Source organism: Variovorax sp. 160MFSha2.1 (assembly GCF_048305075.1).
In the GTDB taxonomy this organism is placed as follows: Bacteria; Pseudomonadota; Gammaproteobacteria; order Burkholderiales; family Burkholderiaceae_C; genus Variovorax; species Variovorax guangxiensis.
Window position 1 is genome coordinate 6,583,434 of the sequence record NZ_CP157624.1, and the last position, 16,671, is coordinate 6,600,104.

Here is a 16,671-nt window from a genome sequence, read left to right on the forward strand (position 1 = left end):
TAACGCAGGGCCCACCCCATCGCGGAGCCCGAAGTAATTCAGCTCAGCGCGTGACGCGCGGCCTTCGCGATGCTCTGCGCATCGACGCCGAAGAAGCCGCGCAGCGCCGCACGCGTGTCGCTGCGGCCGAACCCATCGGTGCCCAGCGTGATGTAGCGGCGGCCTTCGGGCAGGAAGGCGCGCACGCTCTCGGGCACGGCGCGCACGTAGTCGGTGGCGGCGATGATCGGCGCCTTTCCAGCGCCGAGCTGCCGCGCGATGAACGGTGTATCGGCCTTCTCGCCAGCCAAGGCGCGCTGCTCGCACGCCAGCCCGTCACGCGCGAGTTCGCTCCAGCTCGTCACGCTGAACACCTCGGCCTCGATGCCCTCTTCGGCCAGCTGCTGCGCGGCCTTCACGACCTCGGTGAGGATCGCGCCCGAGCCCATCAGCGTCACTTTCTTCTTCGCCTTGCCCGAAGCCGGCGCATAGGTGCCGAAGCGATAGCAGCCGCGCAGGATGTCGGCTTCCGCGCCGGCCGGCACGTCGGGCTGCGCGTAGTTCTCGTTCATGAGCGTGACGTAATAGAACACGTCCTGCTGCTCGACCATCATTTCGCGGATGCCCGCGTCGACGATCACCGCCATCTCGCCCGCGAAGGCCGGGTCGTAGGCCTTGCAGTTGGGGATGGTCGCGGCCACGAGGTGGCTGCTGCCGTCCTGGTGCTGCAGGCCTTCGCCGCCGAGCGTGGTGCGCCCCGAGGTGGCGCCCAGCAGGAAGCCGCGCGCACGCTGATCGGCCGCGGCCCAGATCGCGTCGCCCACGCGCTGGAAGCCGAACATCGAGTAGTAGATGTAGAAGGGCAGCATCGCCAGGCCGTGCACGCTGTAGCTGGTGGCGGCGGCCGTCCAGCTCGCGATGGCGCCGGCCTCGCTGATGCCCTCTTCGAGGATCTGGCCGTCGGTGGCTTCGCGGTAGCTCAGCACCGAGCCGATGTCCTCCGGCGCATAGCGCTGGCCCACGCTCGAATAGATGCCGACCTGCTTGAACAGGTTGGCCATGCCGAAGGTGCGCGCCTCGTCGGCCACGATGGGCACGATGCGCGGGCCCAGGGCCTTGTCCTTCATCAGGTTGCCCAGCATGCGCACGAAGGCCATGGTGGTGCTCATCTCCTTGCCGGCCGCGACGGTGGCGAACTGCGCGTAGCTCGCGATGTCGGGCTTGGCGACCACCTCGCAGGCGGTCTCGCGGCGCGGCATGGCGCCGCCGAGGGCCTCGCGGTGCTGGCGCAGGTAGCGCATCTCGGCGCTGTCCTCGGCCGGGCGGTAGAAGTCCATCGCGGTGGCCTGCGCGTCGGTCAGCGGGAGGTTGAAGCGGTCGCGGAACTCGATGAGGTCCACGTCGCCCATCTTCTTGTGCGAGTGCGTGGTCATCTTGCCCTGCGCGGCGCTACCCATGCCGTAGCCCTTCTTGGTGTGGGCGAGGATCACGGTGGGCTGGCCGCGATGCGCCGCGGCTGCGGCATAGGCGGCGTGGATCTTCACGAGGTCGTGGCCGCCGCGCTTGAGGCGGTCGATCTGCTCGTCGGTCATGCCTTCGGCCAGGCGCGCGAGCTCGGGGTTCTGGCCGAAGAAGTTGTCGCGGTTGAAGCGGCCGTCCTTGGCGGCGAAGGTCTGCATCTGGCCGTCGACGGTGTTGGCGAACACGCGCGCCAGCGCGCCGCTCGCGTCCTGCGCGAAGAGGCCGTCCCAGTCGCTGCCCCACACCAGCTTGATGACGTTCCAGCCGGCGCCCGCGAACAGCTTCTCGAGCTCGTCGATGATGCGGCCGTTGCCGCGCACCGGGCCGTCGAGGCGCTGCAGGTTGCAGTTGACCACCCACACGAGGTTGTCGAGCCTCTCGCGCGCGGCGAGCGTCAGTGCGCTCATCGACTCGGGCTCGTCCATCTCGCCGTCGCCGAACACGCCCCACACCTTGCGGCCTTCGCAGTTCAGCAGGTTGCGGTGCGTGAGGTAGCGCATGAAGCGCGCGTGATAGATCGAGCTGATGGGGCCGATGCCCATCGAGCCGGTCGGGAACTGCCAGAAGTCCGGCATCAGGTACGGATGCGGGTAGCTGCACAGGCCGCGCGCGCCGCTGCCGTCGACGAAGGCGGGCGCGGTGAGTTCCTGGCGGTAGTGCTTCAGGTCTTCCTCGCTCAGGCGGCCTTCGAGGTACGCGCGGGCGTACACGCCCGGTGCGCTGTGCGGCTGGAAGAACACGAGGTCGCCGCGATGGTGCTCGCTGCGCGCATGGAAGAAGTGGTTGAAGCCGGTCTCGAACAGGTCGGCCGCGCTCGCGTAGCTTGCGATGTGGCCGCCGAGCTCGCCGTACGCCTGGTTGGCCTTGGCCACCATCGCGAGCGCGTTCCAGCGCATCAGCGAGGCGAGCTTCTCCTCGATGGCAAGGTCGCCCGGGAACGGCGGCTGGTCTTCCACCGCGATGGTGTTGACGTACGGCGTCGCCAGCTCGGGCTGCCAGCCGATGCGCTGCTGCCGCGCGAGGCGGGCCAGTTCGGCCAGCATCTGCCTGGCGCGCTGCGGCCCCTGCGTCTGCGCCAGCGCCACGAAGGCATCGCGCCACTCGGCGGTCTCGGCGGGGTCGGGGTCGTGCGAGAGCTGCGTTTCATCCAGCAGCAGTGCGCGCATCTGGTCGGGCGAAATCGGGGCGTTCATGACGGCACTTTAGGCCGCCGTGAGGAAAATTAGCTACCGGCAGCGCCAAGCCCATGAACGCGCCGCAGCATAAAATTCCGCAAAACCAAATTTATACGGCATTTCATGCAACTCGACGCCATCGACCTGCGCATCCTGGACGAGCTTCAGCGCGACGGCGCGCTGTCGAACGTGGAGCTGGCGCGGCGCGTGCACCTCTCGCCGTCGCCCTGCCTGGCTCGCGTGAAGGTGCTCGAGGCCAACGGCGTGATCGACCGTTACGTCGCCCTCGCCAGCGCCAAGGCGCTGGGCCTGGGGCTCAACGTGTTCATCTCGATCAGCCTCACCACGCAGAGCAAGCAGTCGCTCGCCGACTTCGAGCAACGCATCGCCGAGCACGACGAGGTGATGGAGTGCTACCTGATGACGGGCGACAGCGACTACCTGATCCGCATCGCGGTGGCGGACATGGCGGCGCTGGAGAAATTCATCCTGGAGCAACTCACGCCGATCCCGGGGATCGAGAAGATCCGCTCCAGCTTTGCGCTGAAGCAGGTGAGATACAAGACGGCGCTGCCGTTGCCGAGGGAGTAGGCACTCCCCCGGGGCTTCGCGCACTTCGTGTCGCTGCGCCACCCCCTCGCCGGGGCGACACCTGCGGCCCGACGAAGCCGGTTCCGCGGTGTCTCCCGGAAGAGGCAGGTTGTTGCGCCGATCAGAGGCCGATCAGGCCTCCGTCGTTCTTCGTGATGACGATGGTCGCCGAGCGCGGGCGGGCGTTGCCGCCATCGGGCCAGTGGCTGAGGAACTTCGTCGGATCCGAGATGTTCGTGCTGGCCGTGTTCTCACCCGGGTGCTGGATGTTCACGAACAGCGCGCGGCCGTCGCCGGATTCGGCGATGCCGGTGATCTCGCAGTCGATGGGACCGACGAGAAAGCGGCGCAGGCCATCGGTGCCGGGGGCCTTGCCGATGAACGTAGCCTGAGTTGCGGTGGTGGAACCGTCGACGTTGGTGATGGTCTTCGCGCCGCCGTCGCCGACCTTGCCCGGCAGGGCGGCCAGCAGCATGCAGTTGGTCACGTCGGTGTACGCGCCGTCGTCGGTCTCCAGCCACAGCAGGCCGGGAGCGGCCTGGCTGAACCACATGCCGTCGGGGCTGGAGAAGTCGTTGTCGGCGCCCAGCTGCGAGAGGTTGACATCGGCCGACGCGGTGGAACGCGCGCCGAAGAGGTACACGTCCCACTTGAAGGTGACGGAGGTCGGATCGCCGTTGGTGTCGGCAAAGCGCACGATGTGGCCGTTCGGGTTGCCCTTCTGGTCCTTGCCGGCGGTCGTCTTGTCGTTGTAGAAGCGCGGGTTGGCGGCGTCGGTCTTGCCGATCGGACGCGAGCTCGAGTTGGTGTTGGTCAGCGTGACGTAGACCTCGCCGGTCTTCGGGTTGACGGCCGTCCACTCGGGGCGGTCCATCTTGGTAGCGCCGGCGGCATCGGCGGCGTGGCGCGCATTGACCACCACGTCGGCCGCGTCGGCGAACGCATAGGCGGAATAGCTCGCGGTGATGTTGTTGACGCCGAGCTTCAGCTCGAGCCAGTCGCCCGTGCCGTCGGCCTTGAACTTGGCGACGTAGAGCTTGCCGTCGTCCATGTACTTGTCGCCAGCGGCCATGCCGCCACCGATGTCGGCCGCGTCCCAGTTCTTGGTCGACACGAACTTGTAGATGTACTCGTTGCGCGAGTCGTCGCCCATGTACCAGACCAGCGGCTTGCCGACCACGACCGGCCCCAGGCAAGCGCCTTCGTGGCCGAAGCGGCCGAGCGCAGTGCGCTTCTTCGGGGTGCTCGACGGGTTGAACGGGTCGATCTCGACCACCCAGCCGTAGGTGTTGGCGCCGTTGCGGTAGTCGTCGACGGCGGTGCCGCTCGTGGCCACGACTTCGGTGTTCCAGCGGCCGTACAGGTTGTCGGCGGTGTCGGGCGTGACGGTGGCCCAGAGTTCGCGGCCGGTGCTGGCCACGCCGTAGCGGCTGAAGGAAGCCAGTTCCTTGGCCGTGCGGTTGGTATCGTCGTTGGCGGCGATGCGGCGGAAGTACCCGGCCCAGTTCTCCTCGCAGGTGAGGTACGTTCCCCACGGCGTGGTGCCGTTGGCGCAGTTGTTGAGCGTGCCGCGGGTCTTGCTGCCGTCGGTCGAGTACTTGGTCTTCAGGTAGTCGGTCTTGGCGGCGGGGCCCGAAAAGCTCATCTCGGTGAGCGTGTGGACGCGGCGATTCAAGGTCGAGTCCTGCTTGTAGCTCCAGGTGCTGCCGCTCTTGTTGACCTCGATCACGCTCACGCCGTGCAGGTAGAACTCGCGCAGCACTTCGTCGGCCACGGTGCGCGCGCCGCTGACGATGGTCTGGCCGGTGGGATGCAGGAACAGCGGCGTGATGGCTTCGTGGTTCATCACGAGCAGGCCGCGCGATGCGCCGGTGGCGTCCCACTTGTTCGACGCGTTCATGCCGAAGTAGGTCATGCCGTCGTGATGGTCGCCCGCGCGGCGGTCGTAGGTGTCGGCTGCGTCGGTGCCGTCGTTCCTGTAGGCGGCCACGCTCGTGGCGATCGGGTCGCCCAGGCGGTACAGCACGCTGGCGGTGTAGCCGGCGGGCACGGTGACGACGTCGGCGAGGCTCTTGGCAACGGCATTGAAGCCGAGCTTCATCGGCGCGGGGCTGGGCGCCGGAGTGGGTGCGGGCGCCGGGGCAGGCGCCGGAGCCGGAGGAAGGACGGGGAAGGCAGTACCGCCGCCGCCACCGCCGCCGCATGCCTGGAGCAACGCGGTGCCGGCGGTGCCGACGCCCAGGCCGAACAGGTGGCGACGGCTCAGGCGCGAGGCGATCAGGTCGGTGAAGGAGGGGTTCGACGTGGTGTTGGTGCCGATGTCTTCGATTTCGACCGGGCGATCGTCGGAGCGGGTGTTTGCGGTCATGCGCAATGTCTTTCTTCGTGGGTTGGGGAAAAACCAGCCCGCGAAGTTAGGCACTTCGTATGACGACTCCGTGAATTGATCAGCCTCCAGTCAGGTTAAATCAGGTCTTTTCAGAAACCCTTCATCGAAACCTGGTCCGGATCTGCCCGCCTGGCGATTCAGGGCGCGGGCAATTGGCGCGGCCACAGCGCCCACAGCCGCAGCGGCTGGTTCATGCTCGCCGCGAAGCGGCCGGCCTCGGCGCCGGTGCCTGCGAAGTAGTCGGCGCGCACCGCGCCGAGGATGGCGCTGCCGGTGTCCTGCGCCACCACGAGCTTCTGCAGCTGCGCCGCCGGTCCGCTGGAGGCCAGCCACACCGGCGTGCCGTAGGGAATGCTCTCGCGGTCCACCGCGATGGACCGGCCGGCCGTGAGCGGCACGCCCTGCGCACCGCGCGGGCCGAATGCGGCATCGACCTCGCTCATCGTTTCCTCGCGGAAGAACACGTAGCGCGGGTTGCTCCACATCATCTGCGCCACGCGCTGCGGGTTCTGCGCGGCCCAGGCCTTGGTGTCGTCGGGCCACTTGCCGACCTTGGTCACGCCCTGGCTGACGAGCCACTGCTGCACGCTGCGGTAGGGCTGCTCGTTGGTGGCCGAGAAGGCCATGCGCACGGTGTGCTGCCAGCCGTTGGCCTCGGTGATGCGCAGCCGGCCGGAGCCCTGGATGTGCAGCATCAGCGCGTCGATCGGGTCGGCCATCCAGGCGATCTCGCGCCCGCGCAGCGCGGCCTGTGCCTCGGGCAGGGTCTCGATCTCCTGGCGCGTGTACCAGGGGCGGCGCGGCACGAGGCCGTCGGGCGCCTGGTAGATCGGCACGTTGAAGGTGGCGGTGGGCACGCGCGAGGCCTCGTACACCGGCTCGTAGTAGCTGGTGAGCTTGCCCTCGATCTGGCCATTGAGCGCCTCGACGCGATAGGGCTGCAGCCGCTCGGTCATCCACTGGCGCTGCTCTTCGGGGGTGGCGATGGCGAGCTGGCGCACGTCGCGGCACAGCGGCGCGAAGGCGGCGTTGGGGCGTGAGCAGTTCGCCAGCAGCGCGATCCACGCTTCGTGCAGCGGGTCTTCGCCGAAGCCGGGCAGCTCGCCCCAACCCACGGGCACCCACCGGCTCTTGGGGTGCGCGAGCGAGCCTGTGAGCGGACCGAGGTCGCGCGGCTGGCTGACAGGGGGGCGGATAGGCGGCTCGGGGGGGCGCGGGCCGGTGGAACAAGCGGCGAGCGTTGCTACGATCACAAGCCCGACCAGCCACAGGAGTCCATTTCTCATGGGTTTGATTCTGCTTGAAGCCCTCGCCGCGGGACTCGTGTTCATCCTGATCATCTGGTGGACCATGTTTTCCGGGCGCAACAAGGGTGAATTGCACGATGACGGCGACGAGCCCGAAGCCGGCCGCGTTACCGAAGAAGGGAAGCGCCCGCCCGAAGCGTGAATTGCTCGTGCAGTCCCCTGCCGCTGCGCACTGTCGGACAACCACTCCATTGCTATTACTTTGGTAGCAATCATCGCAGCATTCATGCGCGATGACGAAACTTTTCTTATTTTCCGTAGGGCTTTGAGCCCGTACCATCACGCACTCCCCGAAGGCTAAGCTGTGCCGCCTGATCCAACCTTGAAAGGGAACGCCATGAAAAAGTTCGTACTCGCCACCACTGCCGCCGCGCTCGTCCTGTCCGGCTGCGCGGGCGGCATGACCGACACGCAGCGCAACACCGGCATCGGTGCCGGCATCGGTGCGCTCGGCGGCGCCGCGATCGGCTCGGCCACTGGCGGCAACCGCGGCGCCATCGGCACCGGTGCGGTGGTCGGCGCGGCAGCCGGCGCGCTGGGCGGCTACCTGTGGTCGCAGCGCATGGAAAACCAGAAGCGCCAGATGGAGGCCGCCACCCAGGGCACCGGCGTGGCCGTGACGCAAACGCAAAACAACGAGCTGAAGCTGCAGATTCCGAGCGACGTGTCCTTCGACGTGGGCCGCGCCAACATCAAGCCAAATTTCGCGCCGGTGCTCGACCAGTTCGCCAGCGGCCTGCGCGGCAACCCGAACGCCGAGGTGCGCATCATCGGCCACACCGACAGCACCGGCTCGGACGCCATCAACAACCCGCTGTCGGTCGAACGCGCCGCCAGCACCCGCGACTACCTCGTGGCGCGCGGCGTGAACGCTGCGATCTTCCGCATCGAAGGCCGCGGTTCGCACGAACCGATCGCCGACAACAACAGCGACGCCGGCAGGGCACAGAACCGCCGCGTCGAAATCTACGTGGGCGAGCGCGCGCCGCGAGGCTGACGATCTCCAGCACACGAAGGGAAACCGGCCGCGCTGAAAGGCCGGTTCCCGCCATCACCGTTCCATTGGTCCATTAAGAGGGAATCTCATGAGGAAGTTTGTTGTTTCTGGCGCGGCCGCCGCCGCGTTGCTGTTCATCGCGGGCTGCGCATCGCAGTCGGCGCCGCCGCCGGCCCCCGCGCCCGCAGTTGCTCCGGCCGCACCGGCCAACAGCTGGACAGCCCGCCTGGCCGCCCTGAAGACAGACCTCGAGACCTCCACCAAGGGCACGGGCGTCGTGATCGAGCAGACCGCCGACAACCAGCTTCACCTGGTGATCCCGAACGAGCTGTCGTTCGACACCGGCCGCGCCAACGTCAAGCGCAACCTGGCGCAGGTGCTCGACAAGGTCGCCGAAGGCCTGAAGAGCGCCACCGCCGCCAGCGTGCGCGTGGTCGGCCACACCGACAGCACCGGCAGCGAGGAAGGCAACGAGCGCCTCTCGGTGAGCCGCGCCGACAGCGTGCGCAACCACCTCGTGAGCCGCGGCGTCTCGACCACCGTCATCACCACCGATGGCCGCGGCTCGCGCGAACCGCTGGCGGACAACGGCACGGCAGCCGGCCGCGCGCAGAACCGCCGCGTGGAAATCTTCGTCGCGGAAAAGGGCTAACCCCCAGGCTTCGCGCACTTCGTGTCGCTGCGCCAACCCCCCCTTGCAGGGGGTAATACCAGCGGCCCGGCGAAGCCGGTTCCGCGGTGTTCCGCGAAGAATCCGGCGCTAGAGTTCTCGTAGACGGTTGGCCAGTTCGACGGCCGACTTCACTTCCATCTTTTCGAACACGCGCGCGCGGTGGACCTCCACCGTGCGCACGCTGATCGCGAGCTGGTCGGCGATGAGCTTGTTGGGCAGGCCCTCGATCACCAGCCGCATCACGTCGCGCTCGCGCTCGGTCAGCTCGCTGACGCGCTCGGCAAGGCCCCGGCGCGCGCGCTGCACTTCCAGCGCCTGGAGCGACGCGTTGAGCGCGTGCTCGATGCGGTCGACCAGCGCGTTGTCCGAAAAAGGCTTCTCGCAGAAATCGAAGGCGCCGCGCTTGACCGCGTCGACGGCCGTGGGCACATCGGCGTGGCCCGTGAGAAAGATCACCGGCATCGCCGGCAGCAGGCCGCGCTCCACGATGCGGTCGAACAGCACCAGCCCGCTGGTGCCGGGCATGCGCACGTCCAGCAGCAGGCACAGCGGCTGCTGCGGCAGCGGGCCCTGGTCGAGAAACTGCTCGAACGCCTCCGCGCTCGCGAAGTGCTCGCTGGCCAGCCGCCGCGAACGCAGCAGCCAGGCCAGCGCCTCGCGCACGCTGGCGTCGTCGTCCACGATGAAGATCAAGCCGTCGATCAGCGGTTGCATATCAATTCCAAATCAAACGCGTGCCCTTTCCGGGGCGCCGCGGAACCGGCTTTGCCGGGCCGCTGGCGCCGCCCCCTGCAGGGGGTTGGCGTAGCGACACGAAGTGCGCGAAGCCTGGGGGTGATCATGTACTCGGCAGCGTGAACCGGAACACGGTGCCGCGCGGCTTGTTGGGCTCGTACACGAGCGCCCCGCCGTGCTGCTCCACCACCGTGCGGCACAGGCTCAGGCCGAGCCCCATGCCGTCGGCGCGCGTGGTGAAGAAGGGCGTGAAGAGCCGCTCGGCCACGTCCTGGCCGATGCCGCTGCCGAGATCGGCCACCGAGAACTCCAGCCAGCGCCGGCCGTCCTCCTGCACCGCGCCGCCGACCGCCGTGGCGCGCGCCACGCGCAGCCGCAGCACGCGGCTGCCGACATTGTCGGGGCTGTCCATGGCCTGCATCGCGTTGCGCGCGAGGTTCAGCAGCACCTGCTCGACCAGGGTGCGGTCGCACATGGCCGCGGGCAGCCGGTCTTCCAGCACCACCTCGATGATCACGCCCAGCTTGCGCGCCTGCAGCCGCACCAGCGGCAGCACCGCGTCGATCAGCGCCTGCGGCGCCACGGCCTCGCGCGTGCGGTCGCGCCGGCGCACGAAGTCGTGCACGCTGCGGATCACCTGGCCGGCTCGGTCGGCCTGCTCGGCGATGCGCTTCACCGCCATCGCCACCTCGCCCTGGTCGCCCCTGGCGTCGGGGCCCAGCAGATTGAGCGAGCCGCTCGCGTAGCTGGCAATGGCGGCCAGCGGCTGGGTCAGCTCGTGGCTCAGCAGCGAGGCCATCTCGCCCACCGTGGCCAGCCGCGCGCTGGCCTGCAGCCGCTCCTGGCTGGCGCGCGAGAGCTCCTCGATGCGGCGCTGCTCGCTCACGTCGATGAATGCGCTCATCCAGCCGGTCTGCACCTTGTGCGCGTTGATCAGCGGCGCCTCGAAGATCAGCACCGGAAAGCGCGTGCCGTCCTTGCGCATGAAGACCGATTCGAAGCCCTCGCGCGGCGGCATGCCGCCCGCGAGCCGGCGCGCCTGCCGCTGCTGGTACTCATGGGCCAGCTCGGTGGGCCAGTAGGGCGCCTCCGCGTTGTCCGCCATGAGTTCCTCGGGGCTGAAGCCCACCATCTCGCAGAAGGCCGGGTTCACGTAGGTGATGCGGCCCTGCAGGTCGCGCGCGCGCAGGCCGGTGATGACCGAGTCTTCCATCGCCTTGCGGAAGGCCAGCGCGTCGGCCAGGTCGCGCTCGGCGCGCAGGCGGCGGCGCGTGTCGCGCGCCAGCAGCACCAGCACCGACACCAGTGCGATGGAGATCGCCGTGACCAGCGCCGTCAGCATGTTCGGGAACAGGTCGGGCGCCGCACGCCAGCCGTCCACGCGCAGCATCAGCGAGGTGCCCGGCAGGTCGATGAGCTGCTGCGAGGTGAACACGCGCGTGCCGGTGCGCCGCGAGCTGCCAAGCGCCACCAGCCGCGTGCCGTCGGCCTCGGTGAAGGCCACTTCCTGGCCGCGCGTGAGCGTGGGGCCGACCAGCTCGATCAGCGCGTCGCGCAGCGAATAGCTCGCCACCAGATAGCCGCCTGCGTCGATCGGCACGCACAGTTCCATCACCTCGATGCCGCCGCCGCCCGCGATGGGCACGTAGTGGCTCGGCGAATAGGCCGACGCACCCAGCTTGCGCGCGGCGGCGCAGGCCAGCGTCACGTCGGACTGATCGGGGCCGCGCGTGTCCTCGTCGAGCACGCGCATGCGGTAGGGCGTATTGACGGCCTGAAGCGGGCGCAGCGCGGAGTCGCGCCATTCGAGCCGCAGCCATTCGCGGTGCTCGCGCAGCAATGCCGAGGCCACCTCCGACCACTTCGCGGCATCGGCGCCCGGCGCCTGCGTGGCGCGCAGGCTCTGCGCGTTGCGCTGGAAGCCGCTGCGCAGGTCGGAGACCGCGTCGGCGGTGTCGCGGTCGAGCGCGGCCTGCACCTGCTCGACCTCGTGCCGGCCCGCGAGCCACACCACTGTGACCAGCAGCACCGACACCAGCACCGCCAGCAGCAGCCACAGGAACCAGCGCTGCCACAGCGAGCGCAGCCGCGCATAGGCCAGCAGCGCCCATCGCTGCGGTGCAACGGTCAGCAGCGCATCAGACATACCGGCAACACCGCCGCACGCAAGGTACGTGGCTTGTTCCAGGAACACCGCGGAACCGGCTTTGCCGGCCCGCAGGTGTTGCCCCCTGGAAGGGGGTTGGCGGCCACACGAAGTGGGCAAGCCTGGGGGTCATTCCTAGATCACGCTGTGCGAGAGCACGGGCAGTTGAGTGCGCGTGCTCTGCACCTTCGCGGCGTCGATGTCGAACAGCACCACGCCTTCTTCGGTGGCCTGCTGCGCCACCACCGTGCCCCAGGGGTCGACGATCAGCGACTGGCCCCAGGTCTGGCGGCCGTTCTCGTGCGTGCCGCCCTGCGCGGGCGCGACCACCCAGGCCAGGTTCTCGATGGCGCGGGCGCGCAGCAGCACCTCCCAGTGCGCGGCGCCGGTGGTGCGGGTGAAGGCGCTGGGCACCAGCAGCAGGTCGGCGCCCTGCTTCGCGAGCGCGCGGTACAGCTCGGGAAAGCGCAGGTCGTAGCACACGCTCATGCCCACGCGCCAGCGGTGGCCGTCGCGCGAGGGCAGCTCGAACACCACCGGTTTCGCACCGGGCGCGATGACGCGGCGCTCGTCGTAGCGCTCGGTGCCGTTGTCGAAGAAGAAGAGATGGATCTTGTCGTAGCGCACCACGCAGCGGCCGTCGGGCGAGAAGGCCAGCGAGCTGTTGAACACGTGCTCGGCATCGGTGCTCTCGATGGGCAGCGTGCCACCGACGATCCACAGCCCGAACTCGCGCGCCGCATCGGCCAGGAAGCCCTGCACCATGCCCGCGCCGGCGGTTTCGCGCAGGCCCAGCTTGTCGGTGTCGCGCGCGCCCATCATGCAGAAGTACTCGGGCAGCACCGCGAGCTCGGCACCGGCCGCGGCGGCCTGCGCGAGCAGGTCGTGGGCGCGCGCGAGGTTGGCTTCGCGGGCGATGGCCGACACCATCTGGATGGCTGCGACTTTCATTGCTTGTTCTCCGTTTTCTTGCCGTCGTCCGCGGTCTGCGAGGCGGGCGGCAGGCCGGGCGCGCCGGGAATGCTCTGCGGCAGCAGCTGCAGCGTGCGCGGCACCTTCGCTATTTTGGGGTCGGTCCAGGTGCCCTCGATGTGGAACTCCTGCGTGGCCGCGGCCGCGAGCGGCTTGCTCAGCACCCACTGCGCAAGAAAGGTGCCCAGGCCGATGGCAGGGTTGATGGCGGTGGCCACCAGCGCCGCGGTGCCGGCGTTGATCTCGGGCACCACCACCACGCGCAGGTTCTGCGTCTCGCGCACGATGTCGGCCGAGCCGTCCATCAGCGCGGCGGCGTTGACGCCCTTCATCTGCAGGTTGTTGGTGCTGGCGATGCCCTTGCTGATCTTCGCGTCGCCGCGGATGAAGTCGAAGGCGAAGCCTTCGCTGAACACGTCGCGGAAATCGAGCGTGAGCCGGCGCGGCAGCGCCTGCAGGCTCAGCACGCCCAGCAGCTTGGCCAGGCCGGGGTCGGCCTTGAGGAACTGGCCCTGCTCCACGTCGACCTGCAGCTGCCCGCCCAGGCTCGGGTAGTCGAGCGAGAAGGGCGAGCCGCGCCAGTTGACGTCGCCCTCCATCCGCCCGCGCCCGCGCCGCAGCACGCCCGGCATGCCGAAGCGCGTGAGCAGCTCGCCGGCATCGGCGACGTCGAGCCTGAAGGTCATGGCGGTGCGGCGCTGGCCGGCCGGCGCGCCGGGCACCGCGGCCCAGGTGCCCTTGGCCGCGAAGCTGGCCTCGGGCATGGTGAAGGTCAGCTTGTTGAGCAGCCATTCGCGGCCCGCGCCGCCGCGGTTGACCGCGTCGATCTCGGCGCGGCCCAGGCGCTTGCCCAGCAGCTCGAAGTCGTCGATGACGATGTCCAGCGCCGGCAGGTTGCCGGGCTGCTCGTCGAGCAGGGTCTCGACCTGCGTGGCCTCGGAGGGCGCGATCTTCAGCCGCGCGAGCCGCGCGTAGAGGCGCCCGGCCTGCGCATGGCGGTACTCGGCATAGCCGCTGAGTTCGGTGGCGTCGACGTTGGCGCGCCAGACGCTGCCCTCGCGCGTGCCGCCGAGCACCACGTTGTGCAGCGTGCGGCCCGCGATGCCCAGCTGCTGCGCGCGCACCGCGATGCGCGTGGGCAGGTAGGCCATCGACGGATCGTCGGGACGCTCGGGGGCATCCGCGCTCGTGCCGGTGGCCTCGCCCAGCAGGGCCTGCCAGGCCGCCATGTCGAGCTTGGCGACGTTGACGTTGGCGAACACACCCTTGTCGGGCAGGCTTGCCGTCTCGCCCTGCGCCAGCCCCACGCCGATGCTGCCGCGCAGCACGCGTGCCTCGTTGCCCACGAGGTCGCGTACGTACTGGATGGCGCCGACGCGGCCGAGGTCCAGCGAGAGCTGGTCCTGCGTGGCCACCGTCGCGCCGTGCTTCGTGGTCTCGCGCGCGAGCACCTTCTTCTCGATGCGCAGCGGCATCTGTTCCTCGGCCGTCTTCACCAGCGGCGGCGGCAGCTGCAGCGCCAGGCCCTGCAGGCTGCTGGTGAGGGAGAACTCGGGCGCGCCGTCGCGCACCGAGAAGGTGGCGGCATAGGGCGTGCTGCCGGTCGCCTTCTTCGCCAGGCGCGCGAGCCAGTCGACCTCGCGCGCGCCGCGCAGGCCGTCGGCGGTGGCCGTGCCCTGGGCCTTCAGCGCGACCTCGCGATTGGGGCCGCTGAAGCGGCCGCGGCCTTCGACACGGATGTCTCCGCCCAGCAGCCTGGCCTGCACGCCTGCCAGCGAGAAGCCGGTCTCGGTGAAGCTGACCGTGCCCTTCGTCTGCGTGAACGACGGTGCCTCGGGCACCACCTGCAGCTCGTTGTCGGCCAGCGCCACGCTGGCCTGCACCCTGGCGTTGTCCATGGCCTCCAGGGGCAGCTCGAGGTGCAGCTTGTAGTCGGCCGAGCCGGTGGCGCGCGCGGCCTGCATGATCTCGCCCACGCCGCCCGGCTCGAGGCCGGCCAGCGGCGCGCCCGCGCGCAGCACCTCGCCCAGCGGGCCCTTGGCCTGCACGTCGACGCGAAGCACCTGCGCGTGGTGCGACAGCTCCGGAATCAGCGCCTCGCCCTTGGTCACCTCGACGCCGTTGGTGCCGGCCAGGCGGCCGCGCGCGTTGCGCACCAGCATGCTGTCGCGCTCGAACACCAGCTCGCCCGACAGGCCCGTGAGCGCAGGCCAGACGCGAGGGGGCGTGCCGTTGCGCGAAGGCGCGGCGTTGGCGATGGAGGGCGGCGCGTAGGCGTAGTTGACGTCCGACACCTTGGCGGCGATGCGGAAGTCGCCCTGCTTCGGGTCCTTGAACGGCATGTCGTGCAGGTCGCCGCGCACGCGGAAGTCGACGCTGCTCGCGACGCCCTTGGTGACGGCCTCGCGCACGTAGTCGCGCGTGTGCTGGGGAATGTCCATCGGCAGGTAGCGGAACACGCGCGTGCCGTCGGCGCGCGTGAGCTTGCCCTGCAGGTCGAGCACGCCCGGAAAGCGTGACTTGCTGCTCGAGGTGGCCGGATCGCTGGTACGCCAGCTGGCCTGGGCCTCGCCCTCGGCGTCGACGTTGGCGAAGCTGAGCTTGGACATCTGCAGCTGGGCGTTGCCATTGCCGTTGTCGAGCTTCCATTGCAGCTGCGTGGAGAGACGATCGACGGGAATGACCGGCTCCTCGAACACGCCGGGGAATTCGAGCGTGCCCTTCGCAATGGCGAGCGTGGCGGTGCCGCCGGTGTGGGTGGCGTCGAAGTCGACGGTGGCGCCGCTGAGGCCGGGGGTGCCGGTGTGGATCCTGTGCGGTGCCGTGGTGGTGGTGGCGGTGGTCGTCGTTGCCGTTGTTGCAGCGGGCGTCGCTGCATCGGCCGCCGCCGGCTGGGAAGCGATGCGCAGCCCGCTGACCCGGCCCTTGGCCTGGTAGCGGGTGGGCGCGCCCAGCGAGCCCTGCCAGTTCAGGTCGACGTGCTCGACCAGGCCGCGCGGCCCGTAGCTGTCGAGCAGGCGGTGCGTGGCGTCGCCCAGCGGCAGCCGGTCGGCAATGAGGGCGAGCGCGGCCAGGTCGAGCCGGTCGGCGCGCAGCGCGCCGTGCTCGGGGGTACGGCCCCTGGCGGGCGTGTGCTGCAGCCAGAGGTTGCCGCCGGGCCAGCGCAGGCCGTCGGTGGTGTCGAACTGCAGCGCGGTGGTGGCGAACTCCAGCGTCTCCTCGGTGAGCTGGCCCGAGAGTCGGCCCGTGACGGCGCGCAGCACCAGCGGCTGCAGGCCCTTGTCGAGCGAGACGTCGACCTTGTCGAGCCCGAGGTCGGCCGCGCCGCCGACGACCTGGCCGTCGTCCACGTCGGCCCACAGTCGCAGCGCGCCGTTGCCTTCGCGGATGCGCGCGTCGAGCGAGACGTACTGGCCGAGCCGGGTGACGTCGATGTAGGGCAGGTCGACATAGATCTGGCCGTCCCAGGTCTGCCAGTGGCCGCTGCGGATGGACAGCAGAGGCTGGCGGAACTGGCCGCGCAGCGTGAAGCGCTCGCCCCAGCCGGCAGGCGGCGTGGCGTCCAGGCGCAGGCCGTGGCGCCGGGCGCTGTTGCGCGCGACGAAGCGCACGTCGGTCAGCAGCAGGGGCTCGGCCTGGCGCTGCTCGTCGGTCCAGCGCACGGTGCCGCCTTCGATGACCAGCTCGCGCTGCGCGAAAAACCAGTCGGCACCCCGGGTTTCTCCGGTCGTATCGGTGGCCATGTGCAAACCAGCCACATGGAGTTTTCCCTGAGAGTCGCGGCGCACATCGAGCTGCGGGCGCTCGATGTAGAGCTGCTCGAAGTTGAGCCGCCAGAGCGAGCGCGGCGACACGCTGGCCACCACGCGCGCGAGGCGAAGGGCCTCGCGGTTGTCGGAATCCTGCAGCACCACGTCGCGCAGTTCGAAGGCTGGGAAAAGCCCTTCGGAGCGGGCGGTGATCGATCCGATGCGCACCGGCACGCCGATGGCCTTGCTAGCCTGCGCCTCCAGCGCGTCTCGGAAATCGCCGATTCGCGGCACAATCCACGCGTGTAGGACAACGACCGACAGCGCCAGCAGAAGCCATGCAGCGATCAACAGACCCAGCAGCCAGCGCGCCGTCACAGCGGTGATTTTGAGCAGACGTGAAGGGGAAGACGCCGTGTCGTTCATTGAGGATCGCG

11 protein-coding genes are annotated in these 16,671 nt (G+C 69.4%); 4 read left to right on the forward strand and 7 right to left on the reverse strand.

What is annotated here, in order from left to right; genetic code table 11:
* Positions 1-38: 38 nt before the first annotated feature.
* Positions 39-2,693 (reverse strand): alpha-ketoglutarate dehydrogenase, encoded by a 2,655-nt coding sequence (mdeB, locus tag ABL838_RS30505; RefSeq protein ID WP_418123350.1) that lies wholly within the window; start codon positions 2,691-2,693, stop codon positions 39-41.
* Between the two features lie 105 nt (positions 2,694-2,798).
* On the opposite strand from mdeB, the gene ABL838_RS30510 reads away from it, so the two are divergent.
* Entirely contained in the window at positions 2,799-3,266 is a 468-nt protein-coding gene (locus tag ABL838_RS30510; protein WP_184639385.1) for an Lrp/AsnC family transcriptional regulator, read from the forward strand.
* A gap of 121 nt (positions 3,267-3,387) precedes the next feature.
* Here the strand turns inward: ABL838_RS30510 and ABL838_RS30515 are convergent, their stop codons facing one another.
* Both ABL838_RS30515 and ABL838_RS30520 read right to left on the reverse strand, forming a co-directional pair.
* The gene (locus ABL838_RS30515; protein ID WP_184639383.1) at positions 3,388-5,634 is read right to left on the reverse strand and encodes a PhoX family protein; all 2,247 of its coding nucleotides are present in this window, start codon (positions 5,632-5,634) and stop codon (positions 3,388-3,390) included.
* A gap of 158 nt (positions 5,635-5,792) precedes the next feature.
* Positions 5,793-6,941, reverse strand: coding sequence for a murein transglycosylase A (locus tag ABL838_RS30520; RefSeq protein ID WP_418123353.1), 1,149 nt, complete (start codon positions 6,939-6,941; stop codon positions 5,793-5,795).
* Here ABL838_RS30520 and ABL838_RS30525 point away from each other — a divergent pair.
* The 3 genes from ABL838_RS30525 to ABL838_RS30535 all read left to right on the forward strand — a co-directional run bounded on the left by ABL838_RS30525 (position 6,940) and on the right by ABL838_RS30535 (position 8,611).
* Entirely contained in the window at positions 6,940-7,104 is a 165-nt protein-coding gene (locus tag ABL838_RS30525) for a hypothetical protein (RefSeq protein WP_165909574.1), read from the forward strand. The genes ABL838_RS30520 and ABL838_RS30525 overlap by 2 nt on opposite strands.
* Positions 7,105-7,299: 195 nt before the next feature.
* Entirely contained in the window at positions 7,300-7,959 is a 660-nt protein-coding gene (locus tag ABL838_RS30530; RefSeq protein ID WP_126021074.1) for an OmpA family protein, read from the forward strand.
* A gap of 88 nt (positions 7,960-8,047) precedes the next feature.
* Positions 8,048-8,611 (forward strand): OmpA family protein, encoded by a 564-nt coding sequence (locus ABL838_RS30535; protein ID WP_126021073.1) that lies wholly within the window; start codon positions 8,048-8,050, stop codon positions 8,609-8,611.
* Positions 8,612-8,719: 108 nt separating this feature from the next.
* Here ABL838_RS30535 and ABL838_RS30540 read toward each other — a convergent pair whose 3' ends face one another.
* The 4 genes from ABL838_RS30540 to ABL838_RS30555 all read right to left on the reverse strand — a co-directional run bounded on the left by ABL838_RS30540 (position 8,720) and on the right by ABL838_RS30555 (position 16,660).
* Positions 8,720-9,346, reverse strand: a complete 627-nt coding sequence (locus tag ABL838_RS30540) for a response regulator transcription factor (protein WP_126021072.1) — start codon at positions 9,344-9,346, stop codon at positions 8,720-8,722.
* A 124-nt stretch (positions 9,347-9,470) separates the two neighbouring features.
* Positions 9,471-11,513: a two-component system sensor histidine kinase NtrB gene (locus tag ABL838_RS30545; RefSeq protein ID WP_418123356.1), complete on the reverse strand. Its 2,043-nt coding sequence runs from the start codon at positions 11,511-11,513 to the stop codon at positions 9,471-9,473.
* Positions 11,514-11,648: 135 nt separating this feature from the next.
* Positions 11,649-12,464, reverse strand: a complete 816-nt coding sequence (locus ABL838_RS30550; protein ID WP_418123358.1) for a carbon-nitrogen hydrolase family protein — start codon at positions 12,462-12,464, stop codon at positions 11,649-11,651.
* Positions 12,461-16,660: a YhdP family protein gene (locus tag ABL838_RS30555; RefSeq protein WP_418123360.1), complete on the reverse strand. Its 4,200-nt coding sequence runs from the start codon at positions 16,658-16,660 to the stop codon at positions 12,461-12,463. Before ABL838_RS30555 ends, ABL838_RS30550 begins: the two co-directional genes overlap by 4 nt.
* Positions 16,661-16,671 lie beyond the last annotated feature (11 nt).